Origin of the sequence: Stenotrophomonas sp. ATCM1_4 (assembly GCF_004348115.1) — a bacterium.
Lineage (GTDB): Bacteria > Pseudomonadota > Gammaproteobacteria > Xanthomonadales > Xanthomonadaceae > Stenotrophomonas > Stenotrophomonas capsici.
Genome location: NZ_QPFB01000001.1, coordinates 2,408,316 through 2,433,001, shown reverse-complemented (window position 1 = coordinate 2,433,001; position 24,686 = coordinate 2,408,316). Strand labels below are relative to the sequence as shown.

The window sequence follows — 24,686 nt, the reverse complement described above, 5'->3', positions numbered from 1 at the left end:
AGCCGGTTGCGAGCCTGCCGAACCCGTCCCGGACGGGTTTTTTTGGATTTCATACTTGAAGGAGTTGACGACATGGGTAAGGGTGACCGTAAGACCGCCAAGGGCAAGCGCTACAACGCCAGCTACGGCAATTCGCGCTCGCACGTGAACAAGGTGGCCGTGGGCGCAGCTGCGCCGGTCGCCAAGAAGACTGTCGCCAAGGCCCCGGCCAAGAAGGCCGTCGCCAAGAAGACGGTGGCCAAGGCCGGCTGATCCGGCCTGGCGTGGCAAGAAAAAAGCGGCGCTTGCGCCGCTTTTTTTGTGCCCGGGTTTCAGTGGGCGGGAGCGCGCAGCGCCTGTTGCAGTGCCTGCGGGTCGCCGTCATTGGGCTGCGCGGGAATGCCGATCAGGCGCGCCAGCAGCGGGTAGACGTCGACGTTGTCGAAGGCGGTGAGCTGCTTGCCCTGCGCGAATGCCGGGCCACGGGCGATGAAGACCGCCTGCATCGACGGCAGGGCCGGGTCATAGCCGTGCGAGCCGCGCATCCCGGGGGAGCGCTTGCCGCGCGAGGCCGGGGTCAACGCATCCCAGCCTTCGTCCATCTGGCAGACGATGGCCGGCACGCGCGGATTGCTGCCGTAATGCCAGCGGGTGGGCAGGTCGGACTTGTTCCAGCATTCGTAGTGGGCGTGGCGGCCGAGCAGGGCCTGTTCCGCCGCCGCCTGCTGGCCCGGCAGCGGTGCAAAACCGACCGACTGGCCTTCGGAGACCACGCGCGCCACCTCCGGCGGCACCATCGTTTCGGTTGGCACGACGTGGTCGGCGGCCACGTTGGCCATGCCATGGTCGGAGACCACGATCAGGTTGGTGCGGTCGAGTTGTCCCTCGCGGGCCAGGCCGTCGATCAGCACGCCGATGGCGGCATCGACCTGGCGCAGCGCGGCGGCGTACTCGGGGGAGTCCGGGCCGTGTGCATGCCCGGCCTTGTCCACCTGCTCCATGTAGGCGCCGATGAAGCGCGGCTTCTGCACGCCGGGCGCGCCATGCAGCCAGGACAGCACCTTGCGCATGCGCTCGGGCAGCGCCACGCTTTCATCGTAGGGGTGGCGCAGGCTGGCCTGGATGCCGTGGATGGGGGCTTCGCTGCCGGGCCAGGACCAGGTCGCGCTGGTGTAGCCGGCCTTCTCGACGGAGACCCAGATCGGCTCGCCACCCTCCCACCAGGTCGCGTTGCGGACCGACTGCGAATCGCCCACGCGGAACTGGCCGAGCGCGTCGCTCCACATGCTGTTGTGGATCAGGCCGTGGTGATCCGGGCGCAGCCCGGTGACCAGGGTGTAGTGGTTGGGGAAGGTCAGCGACGGGTACGACGGGCGCATGCCCACCGAGCGCACGCCTTCGCGCGCCAGGCGCGACAGGTTGGGGCTGTTGCCGCTGTCGAGCATGTCCGCGCGCAGTCCGTCGATGGACAGCAGGATGACAGTGGCGGGCGGAGTGGAATCGGCCGGGGCGCGATGCGGGGAGGAGGCACAGGCAACCAGCAGACTGGTGCCCAGCAACAGGAGCGGAAGGCGGTACGAAGTCATCCGCGCATGATAGTTCGCGCGCATGACGCGACGAATACGACTTTGGGGGCGGGAGCTTGCCGGGTTGGGTGGTTGGCGTGATGGCGATGGGCAGGGCGAAACGCCAGGTTGGGAGGCAGGCCTCCATGGCCCGGCCCTTGGCGGCGCCGAAGGGAGGGCCGGGGAGGGTCAATGGCGCTGCCTGCCCCGGCCGGCAGGCCTCAACCAAACAGATCCGGCACCCGCTCGTCTTCCACCGGCACGCCTTCCAGTTTCAGCAGCGCCACCTTGGTCGGCAGGCCGCCACCGAAGCCGGTCAGGGCGCCGTTGTTGCCGATCACCCGGTGGCAGGGCAGCACGATCGGCAAGGGGTTGCGGCCGTTGGCGGCACCGACCGCGCGGGTGGCGGTGGGTTTGCCCAGGCGCTCGGCCAGTTCCTTGTAGCTCCAGGTCGCGCCGAACGGGATCTGCGCCAGCATCTGCCAGACATCGAGCTGGAAGTCGGTGCCGGCCGGGGCCAGGATCAGGTCGAACCGGCGGCGTTTGCCCTGCAGGTATTCCAGCAACTGGCGCCGCGGCTCGGCCACCGCGTCCGGGTCACGCTGCCATTGCTCGCGTCCCTTGGCGTCGTGCCGGTTCTCGGCGAACAGGATGTGGCGCACGCCGTTGTCGTCGGCGGCGACAGTGAGCGGGCCGATCGGGCTGTCGAAGCGGTCGTAGTAGATCGTCATGGTCAGGTCTCCTTGTTCGTTTCCGCGGCCAGATGCCACAGGTGCAGCACGGCGTAGGCACGCCACGGCCGCCACGGCTGCGAGCGGCGTTCGGTGTCGCGTTCGCTCAGGCGTTGGCCTTCGCCCAGCACCTGCTGCAGGATCAGATCGCCGGCCGGGAACGCATCGGGCATGCCCATCGCCCGCAATGCCATGTAATGCGCGGTCCACGGCCCGATGCCGGGCAGGGCGACCGCCTGCTGGACGAAATGCTCCAGCGTCTGCGCGCGGCTGAAGTCCAGGTGGCCTTCGGCGCAGGCGCGGGCGATGGCGCGCAGGGTGGCTGCACGCGTGCGCGGCAGGCCGATCGATTCCAGCGGTGCGTCCAGCAGCACCTCCGGCGTCGGGAACTGGCGGTCCAGCCCTGCCGGCATGCCGTCCAGGTGCGCGCCGAAGCGGTCCACCAGGCGTCGCGCCAGGGTCGTGGCGGCGGCCACGCTGACCTGCTGGCCGAGCACCGCGCGCGCGGCGACCTCGAAGCCGTCCCAGCCACCGGGAATGCGCAACCCCGGACGCCGGGCGATGCCGCGGGCGAGCAGCGGCTCCTGCGCCAGCGTGGCATGCACGGTGCCCAGGTCGGCATCCAGGTCGAACACCCGGCGCACCCGCGCGACGATGGCCGGGATCGCGCGGGGGTCGATCGTGCCCAGTTGCAGCCGCAGCTCCGGCCGGCGGGGATCGGCGGTGACCCGGATCAGGCTGGCGCTGCCGTTGCTGACGATCACGCGCTGGTAGCTGTCCTGGCCGATGCACTCGATGCCCGGCAGCGAGCGCTTGCGCAGGAAGGCCAGCATCAACGGGAAGTCCAGCGGCGGGCGGTAGGCCAGCCGCAGCACCGGCTCGCCGCCGGGCACCGCGCCATGCTGCTTGCGCAGTGCACTGGGCGGCATGCCGCAGCCGGCGAGGAAGGCACTGTTGAAGCGGCGCAGGCTGTTGAAGCCTGCGGCGATCGCCACCTGTGTCACCGGCAGCGCGGTCTCGGTGAGCAACTGCTTGGCCAGCAGCAGGCGGCGGGTGGAATGCAGCTGCGCCGGGGTCGCGCCAAGCCGGGCCACGAACAACCGCTGCAGCTGGCGCGGGCTCAGTTCCATGGCCTGGGCCAGCGCATCGACCGGCTGATCCTGCAGGATGCCTTCGTTGAGCAGTGCCAGGGCGCGGTGCAGGGTGTGGTCCTGCACCAGGCTGGCGTCGTCCGGGGACAGCTCCGGGCGACAGCGCAGGCACGGGCGGTAGCCCGCGGCCGTGGCCGCCGCCGCACTGGGGTAGTAGCTGACGTTGCGCCGCTGTGGCGGCGGGGCGGGGCAGACCGGCCGGCAGTAGATGCCGGTGCTGCGCACGGCGGTGAAGAACAGCCCGTCGAAGCGGGCGTCCCGCGCCAGGCGCGCCTGTTCGCATTGCTCGTAGCTGGGCAGGGCTGGATTGTGCATGCGGCCAGTCTAGGCCGATCGGACCGTGCTGACTGGCCATTTCCGGACATCAATGCTCATGCCGAACCGTTGTTTAGGTTCAATTGAGGACATCGCGCCAAGGGGCACTAGACTGTGTGCACTTTCCGGCGCGCCTGCGCCCTGCATGGACCTGATTGCATCCCTATGTTGCCCAGATTCTGGTGGTCGCCGTTGTTGTGTGTCGGGCTGCTGGCCTGCAATGGGCAGGAGCAGGAGAAGAAGCCGGTGGCCGACCCGGCCACGGCGTTGGCGGCCGATGGCGACCACATGGTCTCGATCAACGCCGCCGACGCGCCGCCACCGCCGCCGGTGGTGGTGCCGGCCAAGGACCGTGAATGGCCGGAGCTGGTGCTGGAGAACGGCAAGGCATGGGTGAGCTGCGACACCGATTACAGCGGCGAGAACGGTGATGGCGCCGCGCTCGAGGCGCTGGACCGCAAGAGCCTGGACGCCGCGCTGGAGCCGTGCAAGGAGCGCGGGCTGGTGCGCGTGCGCTATGCAGGCAAGATCAACCCCTCCTTCGCCGGGCTGGTGTCGCGGCTGGCGGTGGTGGCCGATGCGATGAAGATCGGCAAGCGCATCCTAGACCTGGACTCCAGCGGCGGGCAGGTGGAAGCGGCGATCGTGGCCGGTGACAGCATCGGTGAGTCCGGCTGGACCATCTGGGTGCGCGAAGGCTCGATCTGCCACAGTGCCTGCGTGTTCGTGCTGGCCGCCGGCGACAACCGGCTGATCTCCGGCAAGGTGGGCATCCACCGGATGATGCGCATCAGTTCCACCGCCACCTCGCGTGCGGAATTGAACAAGGAGCTGCACGAGGTCTACGACAACGTGAAGGACTACCTGCAGCGCAACGGCGTGGCGGTGGGCGTGGCCGACCTGATGATGACCGTGCCCAACCGCAGCCTGCGCCTGCTGACCAGCGACGAGCTCAAGCAGTACGGCCTGGATGGCACCAATGCGGTGCAGGACGACCTGGAGCGCATCAAGCAGATGCGCAAGTGCGGCGACGACTTCGTGCGCCGCAAGGACGCCTTCCTGATCGCCTTCGACCGCGAGTGCAAGGTTGAAGGCGCCGACCTGGAAGCGGTGAACAACTGCGGGCAGACGCTGAAGGAGCAGTTCGGCTTCCCGGACGAGGTGTGCCCGGACGAAAGCCCGTTGTCGGAAATCGACACCGCCTTGCTGGTGCCGCGGCCGGAGGCCACGCCTGACCCGCAGGTGCCGGCCACCGCGCCGGCTGCCGCCGCCCAGCTGAATGCGCCGGCCGGCCAGCATTGACCTGAAATTTACAACGCCGGTCGCGCTTTCATGATTGGATGAGCGTCCCTTCAAGCGAACGCGTCATGGAGCCAATCATGCGTCCCAGTCATTTGTTGGTGCTGCTGTCCCTGGTCGGTGGAAATGCCCTGGCGCAGCAGGCGGCCCCCGCGCCGGCCGCTGCCCCGGCCGCCGCCGCAACGCAGGCCACGCGGGCACCGGGCCCGGCATTGAGTGCCGCACAGCAGGCGCAGGTGGCCCAGCAGGACGCGCAGATGACGCAGGCCGCGCAGCGCGTGGCGCAGCTGGTCGATGGCAACAAGGCCGCCGAAGTCTGGGACGGGGCCTCCGGGGTGGCCCGCAAGGCGGTGACGCGGGACCAGTTCGCCAGCAACATCAGTGCCGACCGCACCAAGCTGGGTGCGCTGGTGTCGCGCGGCAAGCCCTCGATCACCCGCGTGCAGTACCCGGCAGGCGCGGCGGTGCCGGAAGGCATCTACATCAACGTGAGCTTCCCGACCCGCTTCGCCAACAACGCACAGCCGGTGCGCGAACTGGTGTCCTTCCGCCTGGACGAAGACAAGGTCTGGCGCACCTCGGGCTACAGCGTGCGCGCGGCGACCAATTGACCGGTGGGAGCGGCCTCGGCAGCGACACTGGCTGAGCTATCCCCCGGCGCGACGACTGACCTTCCCGGGATGGCGGAGGTGGTCGCGGTGGCCCGGCGTTTCCGGCCTCGCGGCCGGAGCCGCTCCCACGGGTGGCTGATCCAGATCAATGAATCCTTACATCGCGCGGCCTACCCTGCGTCCCGGTGCGAAAGCGGAGCAGGATATGCGCAAGGTGGATGTACTGGTGGTCGGTGCCGGGCCGGCGGGATTGAGCCTGGCCCGGAGCCTGGCCGGCAGCGGCCTGTCGTTGGCATTGGTCGAGCCCCAGAGCGCGGCCGCGCTGGCCGAGCCGGCGTTCGACGGGCGCGAGATCGCGCTGACCCACGCCTCGCGGCAGATCCTGCAGGCCATGGGCATGTGGCAATGCATCGACCCGGCCGAGATCTCCCCGCTGCGCAGTGCCCGTGTCATGAACGGCAGCTCGCCGTTCGCGCTGGGCTTTGTCGCCGAGCGCGAGAACGTCGATGAACTGGGTTGGCTGGTGCCCAACCACCTGATCCGCAAGGCCGCCTGGGAGGTGGTGCAGGGGCAGCAGGGGCTGGAGCTGCTCGATGGCACCTCGGTCACCGCGATCGAAACCGGCACCGCCGGCAACACCGTCACCCTGGGCGATGGGCGCCGCCTGCAGGCCCGGCTGGTGGTCTCGGCCGACAGCCGCTTCTCCAGCACGCGGCGGATGATGGGGATCGGCGCGCAGATGCGTGACTTCGGCAAGTCGATGCTGGTCTGCCGCCTGCAATGCGAACGGCCGCATCACCATGAAGCCTGGGAATGGTTCGGCTACGGCCGCACGTTGGCGATGCTGCCGTTGCCGCGCAACCAGGCCTCGGCGGTGATCACGCTGCCGCCGCAGCAGGTCCAGGCATTGATGGCGATGGATACGGCGCAGTTCGGTGCCGCCGTCACCGGCTTCTTCGAACGCCGGCTGGGGGAGATGGTGCCGGCCGGCACCCGCCATGTGTACCCGCTGGTCGGCGTGTATGCGCGCCGTTTCGTCGGCCCGCGCCATGCGCTGGTTGGTGACGCGGCGGTGGGCATGCATCCGGTCACCGCGCACGGCTTCAACTTCGGCCTGCAGAGCCAGCAGCGGCTGGCGGACCTGGTCACTGCGGCGGCGCAGCGGGGCGGGGACATCGGCGAGGCGGACCTGCTGGGCCGCTACGAGCGCAGCCACCGGTTGGCGACCCGGCCGCTGTACGAGGCCACCAATGCCATCGCCACCCTCTACAACGACAGCCGCCTGCCGGCCCGGCTGCTGCGCGGGGCCGCCTTGCGGGCCGCGCATGGGCTGGTTCCGTTCAGGAAAATGATCGCCGGGCACCTGACCCAGCGCCTGGCCTGATCCACCGGTAGGAGCCCCCGGGCCGCGAGGCTGGCGTCCCATCCGCTGCCCTGATGCACGTCATCGCAAGGCGCCGGCAGGGCGGCAGCGCCATCGGTTTCGCGGCCCAGGCCGCTGCTGCCGGTGTTATTCGGCGGCCAGGACGCGGATGCGGACGTCGCCCAGCTCGACCTGCTGGCCCGCGCGGATCTTGCAGGCCTTGCGCAGCTCGATCTGGCCATCCACGCTCACCTGGCCCTCGCCGATGATCATCTTGGCCTCGCCGCCGCTGGCCACCAGGTCGGTGAGCTTGAGCAGTTGCTTCAGTTCCACGTACTCGCGGTCCAGTTCGAAATCGATGGTCTGCATGGTGTTCCCGGGTAAAAAGCGGGCGTTATTGTGCGGCAAGGCGAACGGGGCAGGGGGCTGAACCCGTTGGCCATGTGGTGGCAAGCTGAACGGACATCGGCAAACCCCGCGACAGCAAGGGGGTTCTGGGCGCACAATATGCGTCTTTTCGCCCGCCCGTTCGCGGCGGTGCCCCCGGAGTTCCCATGTCCCAAGAATCCCCCGCGCCGCTGCTGTTCGCAGATCTCGGCCTCTCAGAGCCTGTGATGAAAGCGGTCGCCGACGTCGGTTACGAGACCCCGTCGCCCATCCAGGCCGCCACCATCCCGGCGATGCTGGAAGGCCGCGACGTGCTCGGCCAGGCGCAGACCGGTACCGGCAAGACCGGTGCCTTCGCGCTGCCGGTGCTGTCCAACATCGACCTTTCCGCCACCAAGCCGCAGGTGCTGGTGCTGGCCCCGACCCGCGAACTGGCCATCCAGGTCGCCGAGGCGTTCCAGACCTATTCGGCCTCGATGCCGGGCTTCCGCGTGCTGCCGGTGTACGGCGGCCAGCCCTACGGCCAGCAGCTGTCGGCCCTGCGCCGCGGCGTGCACGTCGTGGTCGGTACCCCGGGCCGCGTCATCGACCACCTGGACCGCGGCACGCTGGATCTGTCCGAGCTGAAGACGCTGGTGCTGGACGAAGCCGACGAAATGCTGCGCATGGGCTTCATCGACGACGTCGAGGCCGTGCTCAAGAAGCTGCCGGAGACCCGCCAGGTCGCCCTGTTCTCGGCCACCATGCCGCAGCAGATCCGTCGCATCGCCCAGACCTACCTGCGCGACCCGGTGGAAGTGACCATTGCGTCCAAGACCACCACCTCGGCCAACATCCGCCAGCGCTACTGGTGGGTGGCGGGCATGCACAAGCTGGACGCGCTGACCCGCATCCTGGAGGTGGAAACCTTCGATGCGATGATCATCTTCGCGCGTACCAAGGCCGGCACCGAGGAACTGGCCGGCAAGCTGCAGGCGCGTGGCCTGGCCGCGGCCGCCATCAACGGCGACATGCAGCAGGCCCAGCGCGAGCGCACCATCGGCCAGCTGAAGGAAGGCAAGCTCGACATCCTGGTCGCCACCGACGTGGCCGCGCGCGGCCTGGACGTGGAGCGCATCAGCCACGTGCTGAACTACGACATCCCGTACGACACCGAAAGCTACGTGCACCGCATCGGCCGTACCGGCCGTGCCGGCCGCAGCGGCGAGGCGATCCTGTTCGTCACCCCGCGCGAGAAGGGCATGCTGCGCCAGATCGAGCGTGCCACCCGCCAGCCGATCGAAGAGATGCAGCTGCCGAGCGTGGACGCGGTCAACGACCATCGCGTGAGCAAGTTCATGGACCGCATCAGCCAGACCCTGGCCAGTGGCGACATGGATTTCTACCGCGACCTGCTGCAGCGTTACGAAGGCGAGCACAACGTGCCGGCCATCGACATCGCCGCCGCGCTGGCCAAGCTGCTGCAGGGCGATGCCCCGTTCCTGCTGACCCCGCCGGTGCGCGAGCGCCGCGAGCCGCGCAGCGATCGCCCGGAGCGTTCGGAGCGTCCGCAGCGTGATGGCGGCTTCCCGCGCCAGCGCGAGGAGCGTGGTGAGCGTCCGGCCCGCTTCGAACCGCGCTTCGAGCGTGGCCCGCGCCAGGACGACGAGCGCGCCCCGCGCCCGCCGCGTGGCGAAGGTGAGTTCGGCGAGCGTCCGCGCCGCGAGATGCCGCCGCGTAGCGCCCCGGAATTCGGCATGGAAACCTACCGCATCGAAGTGGGCCACCAGCACGGCGTGAAGCCGGCCAACATCGTCGGCGCCATCGCCAACGAGGCTGGCCTGGAAAGCCGCTACATCGGCCGCATCGACATCCATGACGGCCACTCGGTGCTGGACCTGCCGGCCGACATGCCCAGCGACGTGCTGCAGCACCTGAAGAAGGTGTGGGTGTCCGGCCAGCAGTTGCAGATGCGCAAGGTCGAGCCGGGCGAGGACGTCAACGCCGGCCCGTCGTTCAAGCCGCGCTTCAACAAGGACGGCAAGCCGGGCGGCCGTCCCGGCCCGCGTCCGGGTGGCCCGGGCGAGCGTCCGCGCCGTGACGGTGGCTTCAACAAGCCGCCGCGTGGCCCGCGCAAGTTCTGAGCCCCGCGCCGGCACCTGCCTGAACAGCCCCGGGAAACCGGGGCTGTTCTGTTTCATGCCGGCACGCTGCACGCAGACGACAAGCTGAACACGCGACAGATTTCACGTGCTGCTGTCAGTGGGTTGTTGCGATAATCCGCCCAAGCGCGTCGGGGAACGCGAAAGGATGGTCATGGCGGAGGACGGGGGCGCGGTTGCGGGGCACAACAGGTGGGGCTGGACAGTGCGTTGGCTGTTCGTGCTGCTTGTCCTGTGGTTGCCGGCGCTGTCCCCGGCCCAGACGCCCCAGGTGGGCCGCGACCTGCTGCAGGTAGGGGCGGCCACCGACCAGCAGGCGCCGGTGCGCGCCTGCACGCCGGAGATCATGGCGCGCCTGCAGGAGCCGGTGGAGATCGACGCGCCGGCGGGCGGGTGGTCCGGTGCCCCGCAGGCGGTGGATGTGTTCAACATCTACGGCGGCGAAGTGATGATCAGCCATGGCGACCGCGAGGTATGCGGCCACATGCAGGACGCGCGCACCCGTGATTCCCGTTTCCGTGCCGGCATCGGCATGGTGGTGGTGCCGCGCAAGGGCGACACCGACCCGATCCTGGTCGCCTGGGAAACCCCGCTCAAGTCGCGCTGGATTCCCACCGTGCGGCTGGGCGCGCCCAGCCCGGTGCAGCAGATCGACACCGCGCGCCTGTTGGTGCGCACCGCCTGCCTGGCGGTGGCCCTGGCCCTGGCGCTGTCGGCGCTGATGGGGTTCTTCACCACGCGTAGCCGCAACTTCCTGATGTACGTGCTGGTCTGCGCGCTGCTGGTGACCTGGCAGGCGATCCTCAGCGGGCTCAGCGGCTATCCCGAGCCGTGGTTGCCGCTGGGCCGCGCAGCGCCTGTGTGGATGGTAGCGGTCAGCGCACTCAGCTATGCGGTGATGGGCTGGGTGCTGTGGCGGATGAGCGGCGGTCGTCGCCTGCTGCCCGCATCGCGGCGTTGGGTGCTGGGCATGATGCTGGCCCTGCTGGTGGTGGCGCTGGCGACCCCGTTGATGTCCTGGCAGGTGCTGGGCTGGACGGCGGCGGCGCTGGACGACCTGTTCACGGTGATCTGCCTGGTGATCCTGCTGCTGGCGGCGGTATCGGTGCGGGCCGGGCGCTACACCGCGGTGGACGGGATCGTCGCGGTGGTGCCGCTGCTGCTGATGAACCTGGCCGACCTGCTCGGCAGCCGCCTGCTGGTGGAGTACCGGGTGGAGGTGATCCAGGTGGCCGTTACCTGGTTCCTGATGATGTCGGCCTATTCGCTCAACCGCGGCCTGGGCCAGCTGCGCCAGCAGCGTGACGAGATGCGCCAGCTGGCCGACACCGACACGCTGACCGGGCTGCCCAACCGGCGTGCCGGCCTGCGCCAGCTGGAGCGCTACCTGCGCGATGCCAAGGCCAGCCAGCAGCCGCTGTCGATCGGCTTCCTGGACATCGACCTGTTCAAGCAGATCAACGACCGCTACGGCCACGATGTCGGCGACGAGGTGCTGGTGTCGGTCGCCCGCACGCTGGAGGCCGGCGTGCGCAGCCGCAACGACGTGATCCGCATGGGCGGGGAGGAGTTCCTGATCCTGCTGCCCGGCAACAGCGCCGACCATGCGCTGCCACGGTTGGAGCAGCTGCGCGAACGGGTGACCCAGAACAGCCAGGCGCTGCAGCACGCGGGGCTGTCGGTCACCGCCAGCATCGGCCTGGCCGAGCTGGAGCCCGACGACCAGGACATGGCGGCGCTGCTGCGCCGTGCCGACAACGCGATGTACCGGGCCAAGCGGGGCGGGCGCAACCAGGTGGTGGATGCGCGCGACGAGCAGCAGATCGCCTGAACCACGCTGTCCCGGGACGGGGCGATGGCGGATAATCCGTCGATGACCAACCGACTCAACAAGCACATTGCCGAAACCGGCTTCTGTTCCCGCCGCGAGGCCGACCGCCTGATCAGCGCCCGCCGCGTCACCGTCAACGGCATCGTCGCCGGCACCGGCGCCGAGGTGGGCGAGGGGGACGAAGTCCGCGTCGACGGCCAGCCGCTGCGCGCACGCACCGTGCAGAAAAGCACCGGGCGCAAGCATGTCTACATCGCGCTGAACAAGCCGGTGGGCGTGACCTGCACCACCGAAAGCGCGGTGAAGGGCAACATCGTCGACTTCGTCGGCCATGAGCAGCGCATCTTCCCGATCGGCCGCCTGGACAAGGAATCCGAAGGGCTGATCCTGATGACCAGCAACGGCGACATCGTCAACCAGATCCTGCGCGCCGAGAACGGCCACCAGAAGGAATACCTGGTGGCGGTGAACAAGCCGGTCACCGACGAGTTCCTGCGCGGCATGGCCCGCGGCGTGCGCATCCACAACCAGATGACGCTGCCGTGCCGTACCTCGCGCATCGCCAAGTTCGGCTTCCGCATCATCCTGGAGCAGGGCCTGAACCGGCAGATCCGCCTGATGGCGGCCGAGTTCGGCTACCGCGTCACCCAGTTGCGCCGCGTGCGCATCGACAACATCAAGATCGGCGCACTCAAGCCCGGCCAGTGGCGCAACCTCACCGAACAGGAGCTGCGTGGCCTGCTGCCGCAACAGCGGGAGTGGTGAAGTGTGACTGCCTTGACGCGGTGATTCCGCCTCGCCGCTAGACTTGCCCCAGCCTTACCTTGACCACCGCACGATACGGAACCGCGCATGATCAAGCCTGCGATCCCTGCCAATGAATCCCAGCGCCTGGCTGCCCTGCAGCGCTACCGGATACTGGATACGCCGCGCGAGCAGGAATACGAAGACCTGGTGACCATCGCCCGCACCATCTGCGGCACCGCCTGCGGGGCGGTGACGCTGATCGACCGCGAGCGGCAATGGTTCAAGTCGATGCAGGGGCTCGAAGGCGAGCAGACCCCGCGCGAGGATGCCTTCTGCGCGCATACCATCCTGCGCCCGCAGGAGCTGACCGTGGTCGAGGACGCGCGGCTGGACGCGCGCTTCAGTGGCAATCCGTCGGTGGTGGGGGACCCGCACATCCGTTTCTATGCTGGCGCACCGCTGCTGAGCAGCGACGGCTACGCACTGGGCTCGCTGTGCGTGTTCGACTCGGTGCCCGGCGTACTGGGCCAGCGCCAGGCCGACGCGCTGCGCGCGCTGTCACGCCAGGTCGGGCGAATGATGGAGATGCGCAAGCTGCGCCACGAGCTGGAACATCACCAGCAGGAACATGACTGGTACGAGGCCCGTCTGGGCGAGTACTACCTGCAGCTGGAACAGGTGAACAGCGAGCTGTCCGAGCAGACCCGCACCGATCCGCTGACCGGCCTGTCCAACCGCCGTGCACTGGCCACCGCATTGAGCGAGGCCATCGAGCGTGCCGGCGAGGTGCCGCCGGCGGTGGCCATCGTCGACATCGACCATTTCAAGCTGGTCAACGATATCCACGGCCACGCCGAGGGCGACCGGGTGCTGACCGAGATGGCTGGCGTGCTGCGTGCGCAGTTTGCCGGGCGCGGCATGGCCGCCCGTTACGGTGGCGAGGAGTTCGTGATCCTGATGCCGGACACGCCGCTGCAGCAGGCCGAGCTGCAATGCCAGTACCTGCGTGAGTCGGTGGGCCTGCTGCCGATCGGGCTGCCGGTCACGGTCAGCATCGGCCTGGCCGCGCATCGTGCCGGCGAAAGCCCGCAGGACACCCTGCAACGTGCCGACAGCGCGCTTTACCAGGCCAAGCAGGACGGCCGCGACCGGGTGGTCGTGGCCACCTGACCGCGCCTACGCGGTGGCGGCCGGGCGCCGCCGGTTCAGCAGCGGGTGCAGGAACACGCCGCCGAGGATGATCGCCACGCCCAGGTAGAACTGCGGGGTCAGCTCATGCTGTTCGCGCAGGAACAGCATGGCCAGCACGATGGCGTAGACCGGTTCCAGGTTGGTCACCAACTGCACCGTGTAGGCGCTGAGGTGGCGCAGGGCGACCAGCGCCAAGGCGAACGGCAACAGCGTGCACAGGCCCGAAAGCGCCAGCAGCAACAGCCCGTCGTGCAGGTTGGGCAGCACCCACAGGTCGCTGGCCAGGGCCGGCAGCAGCACCGGCATGGCCGGGGCCAGCAGGGTCAGCGTGAGTACGCCGGCACCCAGTTCCAGGCCGGTGACGGTCAATGGGTCGGCGTGGCCGACCATGCGCTTGTTGAACGAGCCGAACACCGCCACCAGCAGGGCCGACAACGCGCCGACCGCCACGCCCAGGCGCATGCCGTCGGGAACGCCGCCCACCACCAGCGCCACACCCGGCAGCACCACGATGCCCAGCGCCAGTTCCTTCATCTGGAACGGCCGACGCGCGATCCACGGCTCGATCACCGAGGTGAACACCGGCGCCAGCGCGATGCAGGTGGCCGCGACCGAAGCATTGGCCAGCTTCACCGAGCCATAGAACGTGAGCCAGTGCAGCGCCACCAGCGCGCCGATGCCGGCGTAGCCCAGCGCCACCTTCGGGCTGAGCGTGGACAGCCCGCGCCATACGCGCGGCAGCAGGGCCAGCATGGCCACCACCAGCAGCATGCGCCACCACACCAGCGGGAGGGCGGGCAGAGTGATCAGCTTGCCGAGGATGGCGGTAATGCCCCACAGCAGGACGCAGAAATGGATTTGCAGCAGGGCCTTGCGGTGTTCGTTCGTCGCCATCGGCGAATTGTCGCCGATGTGCCGACGCATTGCCGCATCGATCGCTTCAGTTTTGGTCGACGCGTTGCTGCAGCTGGCGCGCCGCGGCCGGGTTGCGGTGCTTGGCGGCGCTGATGAAGTACAGGTATACCTCGCGCCCCTCCGGCGCAGGCATCGCAGGCGCGGCGAGGTGGGGCAGGTCGTGCGGGTCCTGTCCGCGTCGCCACGCCATCACGCGCTCGGCCCATTGCGCCAGTTCCGCCGCCGGGTAGCCGGTGTCGCAGGCATCGCGGCTGCGCATGAGCCGGGCATAGACGAAGTCCGCGCCGAGGTCGGCCGCGTTGGGGTAGTCCGGTGAGTCGGTGTAGACGAGTGCCAGGCCGTGCTGGCGGGCCAGGCCAACCAGCCGTTCGTCGAAGAACGCACGGTCGCGCACTTCCAGCGCGTGGCGCTGGCGGCGGCCGTTGACCTGCCGCGGCAGCAGCTGCAGGAACGCGGCGAAGTCGTCCGGGTCCAGCGTGCGACCGGCATCGAACTGCCACACCAGCGGACCGAGCCGGTCACCGAGGTGGCCGATGCCATCGATGAAGTCATCGATCTGCGCGCCGGTCCCGGCCAGCTTGCGGGCGCTGACGATGCGCTTGGGCGCCTTGGCCGAGAACACGAAACCTTCCGGCGTGGCATCGCGCCAGCCGGCGTAGATGGCTGGCTTCTGGGTGCCGTAGTAGGTGCCGTTGATCTCGATGCTGGTCAGCTGGCGGCTGGCGAACTCCAGCTCGCGGCGCTGCACCAGCCCGACCGGATAGAAGGTGCCGCCGCGCCACGGCACATAGGTCCAGCCGCCGATGCCGATGTGGACCCCGGGGGTATTGGCCGTACCGGAAAACAAGTCGTTCAAGTCACACCCCGGGGCAGGAGCGGCCATGGCCGCGAAGCCGTCAATGTACCCGCAAGCCAACCTGCGGGAGCGGCCTGGGCCGCGACATGGGGAAGGTCCTGATCCGGGGATTCAACGGCTCGGCGGCCAAGGCCGCGCTTACGCGGCTTTCCAGGGGTCGTAGCTGCCGAACCACCACAGGTGGCCTTCCGGGTCACGGCAGGCATAGCCGCGGCCGCCATAGTGCTGGTCGGCGATGTCGATGACGATCTCCGCGCCGGCTGCCTTGGCCCGGGCGTAGTGGGCGTCGGCGTCGCTGACGATCACGCAGGCGCTCTGGGTTTCCATGCCACCGACTTCGTCGGGCTGGATCATGTTGCTGCCCCATTCGCTGGGCTGCACCGAGCCGAGCATCACCATGCCGTTGCCGAATACCAGTTGGGCATGCAGCACGACGTTGCCCTCCTGGTGGACCGCGTGGCGCTGGAAGCCGAAGGCGTCGCACAGCCAGTCGATGGCGGCCGGGGCATCGCGGTAGCGCAGGCAGGGAATGATGGTGGCGGTGGTCGTGGCGGCGAGGTCCATGGCGGCCTCAGGGCAGGAACGGAAAGGCGAGCGTGGACGCGCTCGCGTTACCATCGCGAGAAGGCCGGCCCGGCCATGGGCCGGCATCGATCCAGAGGGAGAGCGCTTTGAATAAATGGTTTGGGGGCGGGCTGGTGCTCGCGATGAGCGTGGTGGCCCAGGTGGCCGATGCACAGGAGGCGGCGGTGCCGGCGGAGCTGCAGCAACTCGATGCCACGGTGGAGCGCGTGCGCCAGCAGTTCGACGTGCCGGGCGTGGCGGTGGCGGTGGTCAAGGACGGCAAGGTGGTGCTGGAGCGCGGCTGGGGCCTGCGCGAGTTGGGCAAGCCCGAGCCGGTGCAGGCCGACACGCTGTTCGCCATCGCCTCCAACACCAAGGCATTCACCGCCACCTCGCTGAACCTGCTGGCCGAGGAAGGCAAGCTGAAGATGGATGACCGGGTGATCGACCACCTGCCGTCGTTCCGCATGTCCGATCCCTACGTCACCGGCGAGATGCGCATCCGCGACCTGCTCTCGCACCGCAGCGGGCTGAGCCTGGGCGCCGGCGACCTGCTGTTCTGGCCGACCACCACCTACAGCAACGCCGAGGTGGTGGCGCGACTGGGCCAGGTACCGTTGAAGAACGGTTTCCGCGACCGTTACGCCTACGACAACATCCTGTACGCGGTTGCCCAGCAGGTGATCGAGAAGGTGTCCGGGCAGCCGTTCGCCGCGTTCCTGCAGCAGCGCATCTTCGACAAGGTCGGCATGGCCGGCACCCGCTACAACGCCGACCATCTCAAGCCCGGCGACAAGGCCGCCGTCGGCCATGCCAAGTTCGACTTCACCGACCTGCGCCCGGTGGCGCCGCTGACCTGGTCCAACAACGCCGGCGCCGGTGGCATCTACTCCAGCGTGCGCGACCTGGCCAAATGGATGAACGTGCAGCTGGCCGAGGGCAAGCTGGCCGACGGCACGCCGCTGTTCAGTGAAAAGACCCAGCAGCAGATGTGGCAGATGCAGATCCCGCAGGTGGTGCCCAAGCCATCGGTGCCGGAGCTGGAAGCCGCGCGCCCGAACTTCGCCGGTTACGGTGAAGGCTGGAGCCTGAGTGACTACCGCGGGCAGAAGCTGGTGTGGCACACCGGCGGCTGGCCGGGGCAGGTGTCGCGGCTGACGCTGGTGCCCGGCCAGGACCTGGGCGTGGTGGTGCTGACCAACCAGGAATCGGGTGCGGCCTTCAACGCCATCACCATGAGCGTGCTCGACGCGATGCTCGGGGCGCCGTCGCATGACTGGGTGGCGGCGTATGCGGCCAGCGTCGCCAAGGCGCAGGACAACGCGGACGAAGGCTGGGCCCGGCACGTGGCTGCGCGTGACGCCAGGAGCACGCCCTCGCTGCCGCTGAGTGGTTATGCCGGCACATACCGCGATGCGTGGTATGGCGATGTGGTCATCGAGCAGAAGGGCGGCAAGCTGCGCCTGCGCTTCGGTGCCACCGCCGATCTGGTCGGCACGATGGAGCACTGGCAGCACGACACCTTCATCGTGCGCTGGGACAACCGCTCGCTCAACGCCGATGCCTTCGTCAACTTCAGCCTGACCCCGGACGGCAAGGTGCGCGAGGTACGGATGGAAGCGGTGTCGTCGCTGACCGACTTCAGCTTCGATTTCCAGGACCTGCTGCTCAAGCCCAAGGCGGAGTAAGCAGGGCGCCACGGTCCCGCGGCCACTGCGGGGATGGCGTTCCCGCCGTGGCATTGCCCGCGTCGCTTCGGAGGATCGTGGACGGGGAGGGCAACGGCGTCGCGGCCGGGATCGCTCCCGCTGGCGGGCAAGCGCATGCCGTAGACAGACACAACACAGGCCGCGATGGGACAATCGCGGCCTGTTCTGTTTTTGCAGGCCGTGGCGATGTTGCGCTGGTTCGAGTCGTTGATTCCCGTATTCCCGCCGGTGGATGCCCGCATGCCACCGCGCGGCGTGGTGCGTTTCTACCTGCATTACCTGCGCCCGGTGTGGCCGGTGCTGCTGGCCACGCTGGTGGCCGGCCTGCTGCTGGCGCTGGTGGAAGTGGCGATGTTCGACTTCCTCGGGCGCATCGTGGACATGCTCTCGGACAACGCGGGCCCGGGGTTCTTCCGGCGGCACGCAACGGAGCTGCTGTGGATGGCCGGCATCACGCTGCTGGCGCGCCCGGTGCTGGTGGCCCTGCACAACCTGCTGGTCAACCAGGCCATCGTGCCGGGGTTGAGCAACCGCTCGCGCTGGCTGATGCACAACTACGTGGTGCGGCAGAGCCTGACCTTCTTCCAGAACGACTTCGCCGGCAGCGTCGCCAACCGGGTGATGCAGACCGGTACCTCGCTGCGCGAATCCGCCGTGCAGATGGTGGATTCGCTCTGGTACATCGTGGTCTACACCGGCACCGCGCTGTACCTGTTCGCGCAGGTGGACTGGCGCTTGATGGTGCCGCTGGCGGTATGGCTGGTGGCGTACGTGGCCATCGGCGTGTACTTCGTGCCGCGCATGAAGCAGCGGGCGTGGATCGCCTCGGATGCACGGTCACGGGCCATGGGCCGCATTGTCGATGGCTACACCAACATCTCCACGCTCAAGTTGTTCGCGCACAGCGGGCACGAGCAGGCCTACGTGGCCGAGTCGATCCAGGAGCTGGCCGAGAAGCACCGCGCGCAGACCCGCATCACCACCGGGCTGGAGCTGGTGATCGCCATCCTCAATGGCTTCCTGATCGTCGGTACCTGCGGGCTGGCGCTGTGGTTGTGGAACGATCGCCTGATCAGCGTTGGCGCGATCACCCTGGCCACCGGCCTGGTGATCCGCATCCACAACATGTCCGGCTGGATCATGTGGACGGTGAACGGCATCTTCGAGGACATCGGCACGGTGCAGGACGGCATGGAAACCATCGCCCAGCCAATCGCCGTGCAGGACCAGGCCGACGCCGTGCCACTGCAGGTGCGCGCCGGCGCGGTGGACTTCAAGGACGTGCACTTCCACTACGGCAAGCGCGGCGGCGTGATGGCCGGGCTGAACCTGTCGGTGAAGCCGGGCGAGAAGATCGGCCTGGTCGGCCCGTCCGGTGCCGGCAAGTCCACGCTTGTGAACGTACTGCTGCGCCTGTACGACCTGGAGAGCGGACGCATCCTGATCGACGGGCAGGACATCGCCCGCGTCACCCAGGACAGCCTGCGCGCGCAGATCGGCGTGGTGACCCAGGACACCTCGCTGCTGCACCGTTCGATCCGCGACAACCTGCTGTACGGGCGCCCGGATGCGACCGAAGACCAGGTGCGCGCGGCCGTGGCCAAGGCGCGTGCGGAAGGCTTCATCGACGCGCTGGTGGACGGGCAGGGCCGGCAGGGTTACGACGCGCATGTCGGCGAGCGCGGCGTGAAGCTCTCCGGTGGCCAGCGCCAGCGCATCGCCATCGCGCGGGTGCTGCTGAAGGATGCGCCGATCCTGATCCTGGACGAAGCGACCTCGGCATTGGATTCGGAAGTGGAAGCGGCGATCCAGGACAGCCTGGACGAGCTGATGGGCAACAAGACGGTGATCGCGATCGCGCACCGGTTGTCGACCATCGCGCGGATGGACCGGCTGGTGGTGATGGACCAGGGCAGGATCGTGGAGACCGGCACCCATGCCGAGCTGGTCGCCGCCGGCGGCCTGTACGCGCGCTTGTGGGCGCGCCAGACCGGTGGGTTCGTGGCGGCCGATGCCTGAGCCCGGAACGGCCCTCACCCCAACCCCTCTCCCGCGCTGCGGGAGAGGGGCCAGTAGACGGCGAATCGAAACAATGCGAGCCCCTCTCCCGTAAAACGGGAGAGGGGCTGGGGTGAGGGCAGAGACGCGCCGGGCTAGCCGAGCAGCACCCGCCCAAGCACGGCGACAGCGGCAGCCACCACGACCGCCAGCACCATCAGCCAGGCGCGGCGTGTACGCCGGTCCGCCGCCGCAGCGCCGGCGGCAAACAATGCGCTGCGGCGTGCGTCGCTGGCGGCCATCAGGGCGCGGGCGCGTTGCCCGCCTTCCTCTGCCGGAACACGGCCAGCCTTGATGTCCTCGGCGATGCGTTCAAGTTGCTGCATCGTCTCGGTCTGCAGTCTGTGCAGTTCAACGATCGGGTCGTGGTGGGGCATGCGGGCCTGGCGCGATCTCATGGCTCGGTGTGGTGTGACTGCAACGCCTGACGGATCACGCGCGACAGGATGGCAGGGTCGTTGGCGGACAGGTGTTGCCCAAGCCGCACCAGGCCAATGCCGAAGGCGGCCATCAACACGCCGGGCAGGGCGGCCGGGATCAGCATCGGGTCCATCCTGCCAAGCTGCACGACGCTGATCGTCGTCCCCAGCACGCAGAAGCCCAGCCAGAACACCATGAAGGCGTGCACGAGCGCGGGCGGCGCGAAGCGGCCGTGCAGCGCGCAGCCCTGCGCGGTGTCCACGAAGTGGCCACGAAAATGCGGCTTGAACGAGTTGCGCAACGCGCTGCGGTGATACAGGTTCACCCGTGCGGCCTCCACCGAACCGACGATGGTGCCGGTCGCGGTGATGTTGCCGCGTGCGGTGGCCGCGCGCAGGTTCTGCACGGCCTGCGCGCGCGGCAGCGGGCTGGGGAACACGGCAGGCGTACGGGGGAACAACCAGGTCCAGAAAGGCATGCGTTTCGGTCGGTGCGTGGCAGGACACGATAGCTGCCCACCCCCGCGCATGGCTATCGGCGGGTGGTGCCGGCGGCGCGTGCGGCCTTCTTCACCAGCGTGGTGACCTTCTTCTCCACTACAGGGGTGAGCGCGGTGAGCGCGAACGAGGTGGGCCACATGTCGCCGTCGTCGAGTGCGGCACTGTCGTTGAACCCCAGCGTGGAATAGCGCGCGCCGAACTTGCTCGCGCCCTGGAAGAACACCACCACCTTGCCGTCGGCATTGGCATAGGCCGGCATCCCATACCAGGTCTTGGGTGACAGTGCCGGCGCGGTGGTGGTGATGATCCCGTGCAGCTGTCCGGCCATGTCGCGCTCGGCCGCTGGCATCTCGGCAATGCGGGCCAACACCTCGGCCTCGCCCTCGGCTTTCCTGCGGCCGGCCTTGGCCTCGGCCGCCAGTTCGCGGGCGCGCTCCTTCATGGCGGCACGTTCTTCGGCGCTGAATCCGGACTTGCTCATGACGGTGGCTCCTGGGGAAACACGCGCTTTATAGCGCGGATTCGGCCGGTTGGCGTCGTCCATCGTGGCCGGGCCGGCATCGCTCAGTCGTCGGGTTGGCCGATCCAGAGCCGATTGCCGTCCGGGTCCTGCAACCGGAACTCGCTCATCCCATAGAACGTGGTTTCCAGCGGTGGTACCTCCAGGCCGTTCTGGCGCGCTTGTGCATGGAAGGCACGCAGGTCATCGGGATAGAGATAGAGCACGGCGCTGCGCGCACTGCCGGCCGCTGGATTGATGGACTGATCGAGCATGACCTGGCAGGGGCCGCAGCGCAGCATCGCCCAACCCCAGGCGTCATTGTGGTCCTCGACCTCGAAGCCGAGCTTGCGGTAGAAGGCGATGCTGGCCGGCAGGTGCGTCACCGGCTGCATCGGGATCAGCTGTTTCAGGGTCATGGCGGGGCATCCGGCAGCGACGGGTTGCCCACTGTAGCGCCGGGTTCAGAGCAGGCCGTTCACGGCCATGGCCGACGCGCCCAGCAGGGCGGCCAGCACCGCCAGCACGCACAGGCCATAGCGCAGGTGGAACGGGATCGGCACGCGGCCAAGCTCGCGTTCGGTGGTGCGCGCATCCAGGATCCAGCCATGGTTGCATTGCAGGCAGGCCAGTTGGTAACGCTTGTCGTAAGCGAAGCCGAACAGCATGTCGAAGCTGCCGTACTTGTAGCGCAGCTGCTTCTGGAATGCGGTGAGCTGGCCGCATTTCGGGCAGTGACGTTGTTCGGGTTCGCCCAGCGCGACCACGCGCTCGCCCTGGCCGATCAGGAACATCATTGCCAGGCGTCCTCGACGTTGGCCAGCACCTCGCAGTCACAGTAGCCGCCGTTGGCCTGCAGCCACGGCACCACCGTGGCTTCGTCGAGCGCCTGCTGTTGCAGGAACTGGCGGGTGAACCGCAGCGAATGGTCGCAGCCGGCCTCCAGTGCCTGGTCAAGGTGATCGAACAGGGCCGTCAGTGCTTCCCGCGGCAGCGGCAGCGCCGCGATGGCCTGGGCGTGATGCTGCTCGGCGAGCCCGCGCAGCAGGGCTTTGCGACGTTCGAGTTCGGCGTTGGAAGGCATGCGATGCGCCTGTCTGCGTGGGAGGTAAGTGCGGGGAAGCCGGCGCTCGCGCCGACGCTCATGGCCGCGGGCGAATGATCACGTACTGCTTGCGGAACTCCGTGCCGGTACCTGCCCATTGCCGGGCGTACTCGACCAGGGCGGGCAGTGCATCGGGATGGTCCTGCCCGTTGATGCGGCAATCGGCGCTGAAACTCCCATCGTCGGCACGACTGGCGAACAGGCGCACGCCGAGGAACTGCTCCGCGCGCAGGACCGGCATGAAGGCCTCCAGGCTCCGGGTGAGCAGGCAGCACGGGCAGAACGGGTGCTCCTCGTCGGCATCCACCGGCTCGGAGGCGTAGTGCGCGACCGGGCCCAGCACGATCTGGCGCACCGCCTCCGGCGCCTGTTCCGAGGCGGGCAGGGTGATTTCCATCACCAGGCAATGCCGTGGATCGGCTTGGACGGCATCGGACAGGGTTGCCAGATCCATCTGCGCCCAGCTGCGGAAGCCGCTTGACATCGAGGCCTGCTCATCGGCACCCATTGCATGCTGGAACTCGACCAGCCCTTCGGTGAAGAACGTGGGGTGCCTGGCCGTGGTGACCGTCGCAGTGCGTACGTTGCCGTTGTCGAAGCGGAACGTCTCGATATGTTCGATGCCCAGCGTGATGCCGCTGGACAGGTGTACCTGCCCATCGACGAGGCGGGCGTGCGGGTCCGATGCCCTGGTCGCTTCGAGCAGCAGCCGAAGTGGCAAGGCCGGCTCGGGCGCCGGCGGACCTTTGAAGAACCTGCTGAAAATACCCATGGAATCCGGCTTCCTGCCCAATGATGTGATCGCGGGTGTTGTGCGAGGCAGGCCTCAGCGCTGCGGCTCGACCACCACGGCGGTGCCATAGCACAGCACTTCGGTCAGGCCGGTCATCAGTTCGGTGGCGTCGTAGCGGACCGCGATGATGGCATTGGCGCCGAGCATGCGCGCGTGCTGCACCATGTCGCGGTAGGTCTCGTTGCGGGCCTGCTCGCACAGCTCGGTGTAGATGGTGATGTTGCCGCCGAACAGGGTCTGCAGGCCGCCGATGAAGTTGCCCACGACCGAGCGCGAACGCACGGTGATGCCGCGCACCAGGCCCAGGCTGCGGGTGACGCGCATGCCGGGCAGTTCCATGGCGGTGGTGACCATGGCATCGGTGAGGTGAGGGGTTGCGGCGGGGATCGCGGGGGAGTTGTAGGGGTCAGCCATCGGGGTTCCTGGGATTGAGGGACGCGGCTGGATGCGGGCGTGCGATCCCTGCCGTCCTGGTTCCGTATAGCGGTGGATTCTATCCAGAACCCACTCCCGCGGTATCAGCCGGTCATCTGCCGATGGAGCAGGAAGGCGCCGGCAGCGACACCGGCCCAGACCAGCAGGCCGACCAGAGCGCACGCCGCATCGCCGGGTTCCTTGCCGGGGCGGAACAGACGGATCACCACGTGGCCGGTACCCTTGAGCAGGATCTCGAAGACCAGCTCGACCAGCATGCGGCCGACGACGCGCAATGCGCCACGCAGGGCTTCGCCGGCCAGGTCATCCAGGGGCATCGAGCGTGGTCCTCGACGGTTCCGGCGGGCTCAGGGCCGCGACGGCTGCGCGCGGCGCAGGTGCTGCTCGAGGCTTTCCAGCAACACGTCGTCTTCGATATGGAAGATTTCCGGAACCGGCTCGCGCGGCGCGGCGGCGATGACGATCAGCTGGCCCAGCCGCAGGTCGGGCGAGGTTTCCCAAAGCGCGCGAAGCGTGGCCAGGACGGTGTCGATGCGGGCGGGGTCTCTCATGCGTGTTCCGGTGCGGCGGGTGGGAGGGGAATCAGTCAGCGGCCTGCGTGGGATCCATCCTGGCCGCTTGCCTGCGGTGTTGCGGAGATCACCTGTTCGATCCAGTGATGGTAGTGGCTCAGGCGGACGTTGCAGGCGGTCTGTCCGTAGCGGCCGGGACGGGCGGTCATCACGTTGCCCTGCACGACCTTCCAGGAGGCCAGCCCTGCCAGCTGCCATTGCGCGCCGGACTGGAGCAGTACCGGGCCGCCGCTGTCGCCATTGCCGAGCATGCCCTCAAGCGGAAGGCCATCCGGTGGTGCGTCGAAGACGTAGCAGAGCCAGCGGTCATACGCACTGGTGACGGTGTTGAACGCACGCCGCAACTCGGTACGGTTTGGCCCTCGCGGATCATGCCCATCGGCGCCGGTCCCAGTGGCCCCTTTTCCCAGCAGCGTGACGCGTTTGCCGGGCTCGTCGCTGCCGGTATACAGGCGGATCGGCGGGATGTCGGTGATGGGTTGGCGCAAGCGGATCAGCGCGATGTCGTCCGAGCCGCCAAGGAAGACCATCAGCAGCATCGCTTCACCGCTGGCCATCGCCTGGTCGATCAGCGCCTGCGGCGGGGTGCGGTACCCCGGGTGGGTGACGACCCGCTCCACGTCCCGTGCCACCCCGTTGATGACCACCTGTTCGAGCCGACCCTGGTGGGGGAGCGTGTGTGCGGCGGTCACCGCCCATTGCGGCGCGATCAGCACGCCGTGTCCTTCGTCGGGCATGTCGACCAGCGCCGGCAATTCGGATGCCGGTATCCGGTACTGCGCATCATCGACATCGTGGCGGATGACGATGGCCGCCGCGTTCGTGGAGGTGGCGAGCAGTGATGCCAGGAGCAGGGCGCGGATCATCGGAAGGCCTTGTTGGAAGGGGCGAGCGCGGGGCTCAACAGGGTATTGCCACCGCATGCGCAGACGCGCTGGGTGCCGCGCCG

The 24,686-nt window shown here is 68.5% G+C and carries 28 protein-coding genes; 10 read left to right on the top strand and 18 right to left on the bottom strand.

Going from position 1 to position 24,686, the window contains the following annotated elements:
* Positions 1–72 precede the first annotated feature (72 nt).
* Positions 73–252, top strand: a complete 180-nt coding sequence (locus ATCM_RS11170) for a 30S ribosomal protein THX (RefSeq protein WP_132864598.1) — start codon at positions 73–75, stop codon at positions 250–252.
* A gap of 59 nt (positions 253–311) precedes the next feature.
* Here ATCM_RS11170 and ATCM_RS11165 read toward each other — a convergent pair whose 3' ends face one another.
* From ATCM_RS11165 to ATCM_RS11155, 3 genes are all read right to left on the bottom strand, one after another.
* Complete coding sequence (locus ATCM_RS11165) at positions 312–1,565, bottom strand: ectonucleotide pyrophosphatase/phosphodiesterase (RefSeq protein WP_132864597.1); 1,254 nt, start codon at positions 1,563–1,565, stop codon at positions 312–314.
* A 200-nt stretch (positions 1,566–1,765) separates the two neighbouring features.
* Positions 1,766–2,275, bottom strand: a complete 510-nt coding sequence (locus ATCM_RS11160) for a methylated-DNA--[protein]-cysteine S-methyltransferase (RefSeq protein ID WP_132864596.1) — start codon at positions 2,273–2,275, stop codon at positions 1,766–1,768.
* Between the two features lie 2 nt (positions 2,276–2,277).
* Positions 2,278–3,741 (bottom strand): DNA-3-methyladenine glycosylase 2, encoded by a 1,464-nt coding sequence (locus tag ATCM_RS11155; protein WP_132864595.1) that lies wholly within the window; start codon positions 3,739–3,741, stop codon positions 2,278–2,280.
* Positions 3,742–3,906: 165 nt separating this feature from the next.
* Here ATCM_RS11155 and ATCM_RS11150 point away from each other — a divergent pair, with 165 nt between their 5' ends.
* The 3 genes from ATCM_RS11150 to ubiM all read left to right on the top strand — a co-directional run bounded on the left by ATCM_RS11150 (position 3,907) and on the right by ubiM (position 7,035).
* The gene (locus tag ATCM_RS11150) at positions 3,907–5,043 is read left to right on the top strand and encodes a hypothetical protein (protein WP_132864594.1); all 1,137 of its coding nucleotides are present in this window, start codon (positions 3,907–3,909) and stop codon (positions 5,041–5,043) included.
* Positions 5,044–5,120: 77 nt separating this feature from the next.
* Positions 5,121–5,651 carry a DUF4019 domain-containing protein gene (locus ATCM_RS11145; RefSeq protein ID WP_132864593.1) on the top strand — a complete coding sequence of 177 codons (531 nt, stop codon included), beginning with the start codon at positions 5,121–5,123 and terminating at the stop codon, positions 5,649–5,651.
* Between the two features lie 205 nt (positions 5,652–5,856).
* Positions 5,857–7,035 (top strand): 5-demethoxyubiquinol-8 5-hydroxylase UbiM, encoded by a 1,179-nt coding sequence (gene ubiM, locus ATCM_RS11140; RefSeq protein ID WP_132864592.1) that lies wholly within the window; start codon positions 5,857–5,859, stop codon positions 7,033–7,035.
* 126 nt (positions 7,036–7,161) lie between these two features.
* Here the strand turns inward: ubiM and ATCM_RS11135 are convergent, their stop codons facing one another.
* Positions 7,162–7,383, bottom strand: coding sequence for an RNA-binding S4 domain-containing protein (locus ATCM_RS11135; protein ID WP_132864591.1), 222 nt, complete (start codon positions 7,381–7,383; stop codon positions 7,162–7,164).
* A gap of 185 nt (positions 7,384–7,568) precedes the next feature.
* Between ATCM_RS11135 and ATCM_RS11130 the strand changes: the two genes are divergently transcribed.
* From ATCM_RS11130 to ATCM_RS11115, 4 genes are all read left to right on the top strand, one after another.
* Positions 7,569–9,524, top strand: a complete 1,956-nt coding sequence (locus ATCM_RS11130; protein ID WP_132864590.1) for a DEAD/DEAH box helicase — start codon at positions 7,569–7,571, stop codon at positions 9,522–9,524.
* Positions 9,525–9,747: 223 nt separating this feature from the next.
* Positions 9,748–11,373 (top strand): GGDEF domain-containing protein, encoded by a 1,626-nt coding sequence (locus ATCM_RS11125; RefSeq protein ID WP_243693999.1) that lies wholly within the window; start codon positions 9,748–9,750, stop codon positions 11,371–11,373.
* Between the two features lie 42 nt (positions 11,374–11,415).
* Complete coding sequence (locus ATCM_RS11120) at positions 11,416–12,138, top strand: pseudouridine synthase (protein WP_132864589.1); 723 nt, start codon at positions 11,416–11,418, stop codon at positions 12,136–12,138.
* Between the two features lie 87 nt (positions 12,139–12,225).
* A complete protein-coding gene (locus ATCM_RS11115; protein ID WP_132864588.1) occupies positions 12,226–13,290 on the top strand; it encodes a sensor domain-containing diguanylate cyclase in 1,065 nt (354 codons plus the stop codon).
* A gap of 6 nt (positions 13,291–13,296) precedes the next feature.
* On the opposite strand, the gene ATCM_RS11110 is transcribed toward ATCM_RS11115, so the two are convergent.
* The 3 genes from ATCM_RS11110 to ATCM_RS11100 form a co-directional block, all read right to left on the bottom strand.
* Positions 13,297–14,205, bottom strand: a complete 909-nt coding sequence (locus ATCM_RS11110; RefSeq protein WP_132864587.1) for a DMT family transporter — start codon at positions 14,203–14,205, stop codon at positions 13,297–13,299.
* Positions 14,206–14,251: 46 nt separating this feature from the next.
* Positions 14,252–15,082 carry a DUF72 domain-containing protein gene (locus ATCM_RS11105; protein WP_243693998.1) on the bottom strand — a complete coding sequence of 277 codons (831 nt, stop codon included), beginning with the start codon at positions 15,080–15,082 and terminating at the stop codon, positions 14,252–14,254.
* 138 nt (positions 15,083–15,220) lie between these two features.
* Entirely contained in the window at positions 15,221–15,646 is a 426-nt protein-coding gene (locus ATCM_RS11100; RefSeq protein ID WP_132864585.1) for a VOC family protein, read from the bottom strand.
* Positions 15,647–15,789: 143 nt separating this feature from the next.
* Between ATCM_RS11100 and ATCM_RS11095 the strand changes: the two genes are divergently transcribed.
* Together ATCM_RS11095 and ATCM_RS11090 are read left to right on the top strand one after the other, a co-directional pair.
* Positions 15,790–17,334: a serine hydrolase gene (locus tag ATCM_RS11095; RefSeq protein WP_207911847.1), complete on the top strand. Its 1,545-nt coding sequence runs from the start codon at positions 15,790–15,792 to the stop codon at positions 17,332–17,334.
* 207 nt (positions 17,335–17,541) lie between these two features.
* On the top strand, positions 17,542–19,374 hold the full coding sequence (locus ATCM_RS11090) for an ABC transporter ATP-binding protein (protein WP_132864583.1): 1,833 nt from the start codon (positions 17,542–17,544) through the stop codon (positions 19,372–19,374).
* A gap of 134 nt (positions 19,375–19,508) precedes the next feature.
* On the opposite strand, the gene ATCM_RS11085 is transcribed toward ATCM_RS11090, so the two are convergent.
* From ATCM_RS11085 to ATCM_RS11035, 11 genes are all read right to left on the bottom strand, one after another.
* On the bottom strand, positions 19,509–19,790 hold the full coding sequence (locus ATCM_RS11085) for a hypothetical protein (RefSeq protein WP_132864582.1): 282 nt from the start codon (positions 19,788–19,790) through the stop codon (positions 19,509–19,511).
* 17 nt (positions 19,791–19,807) lie between these two features.
* On the bottom strand, positions 19,808–20,311 hold the full coding sequence (locus ATCM_RS11080; RefSeq protein ID WP_132864581.1) for a hypothetical protein: 504 nt from the start codon (positions 20,309–20,311) through the stop codon (positions 19,808–19,810).
* A 53-nt stretch (positions 20,312–20,364) separates the two neighbouring features.
* Positions 20,365–20,814, bottom strand: a complete 450-nt coding sequence (locus tag ATCM_RS11075) for a DUF1801 domain-containing protein (RefSeq protein ID WP_132864580.1) — start codon at positions 20,812–20,814, stop codon at positions 20,365–20,367.
* A gap of 83 nt (positions 20,815–20,897) precedes the next feature.
* Positions 20,898–21,251, bottom strand: a complete 354-nt coding sequence (locus ATCM_RS11070; protein ID WP_132864579.1) for a VOC family protein — start codon at positions 21,249–21,251, stop codon at positions 20,898–20,900.
* A 45-nt stretch (positions 21,252–21,296) separates the two neighbouring features.
* Positions 21,297–21,629 carry a hypothetical protein gene (locus ATCM_RS11065; RefSeq protein WP_225591581.1) on the bottom strand — a complete coding sequence of 111 codons (333 nt, stop codon included), beginning with the start codon at positions 21,627–21,629 and terminating at the stop codon, positions 21,297–21,299.
* A complete protein-coding gene (locus tag ATCM_RS19350; RefSeq protein WP_132864578.1) occupies positions 21,626–21,916 on the bottom strand; it encodes a DUF2695 domain-containing protein in 291 nt (96 codons plus the stop codon). Before ATCM_RS19350 ends, ATCM_RS11065 begins: the two co-directional genes overlap by 4 nt.
* Before the next feature lie 58 nt (positions 21,917–21,974).
* The gene (locus tag ATCM_RS11055) at positions 21,975–22,709 is read right to left on the bottom strand and encodes a DUF6348 family protein (protein ID WP_132864577.1); all 735 of its coding nucleotides are present in this window, start codon (positions 22,707–22,709) and stop codon (positions 21,975–21,977) included.
* A 54-nt stretch (positions 22,710–22,763) separates the two neighbouring features.
* On the bottom strand, positions 22,764–23,144 hold the full coding sequence (locus tag ATCM_RS11050; RefSeq protein ID WP_132864576.1) for a YbjQ family protein: 381 nt from the start codon (positions 23,142–23,144) through the stop codon (positions 22,764–22,766).
* A gap of 104 nt (positions 23,145–23,248) precedes the next feature.
* On the bottom strand, positions 23,249–23,482 hold the full coding sequence (locus ATCM_RS11045; protein ID WP_132864575.1) for a hypothetical protein: 234 nt from the start codon (positions 23,480–23,482) through the stop codon (positions 23,249–23,251).
* Between the two features lie 30 nt (positions 23,483–23,512).
* Positions 23,513–23,716, bottom strand: coding sequence for a hypothetical protein (locus ATCM_RS11040; RefSeq protein WP_132864574.1), 204 nt, complete (start codon positions 23,714–23,716; stop codon positions 23,513–23,515).
* Positions 23,717–23,751: 35 nt separating this feature from the next.
* Positions 23,752–24,603, bottom strand: coding sequence for a trypsin-like serine protease (locus ATCM_RS11035; protein WP_132864573.1), 852 nt, complete (start codon positions 24,601–24,603; stop codon positions 23,752–23,754).
* Between the last annotated feature and the right edge of the window lie 83 nt (positions 24,604–24,686).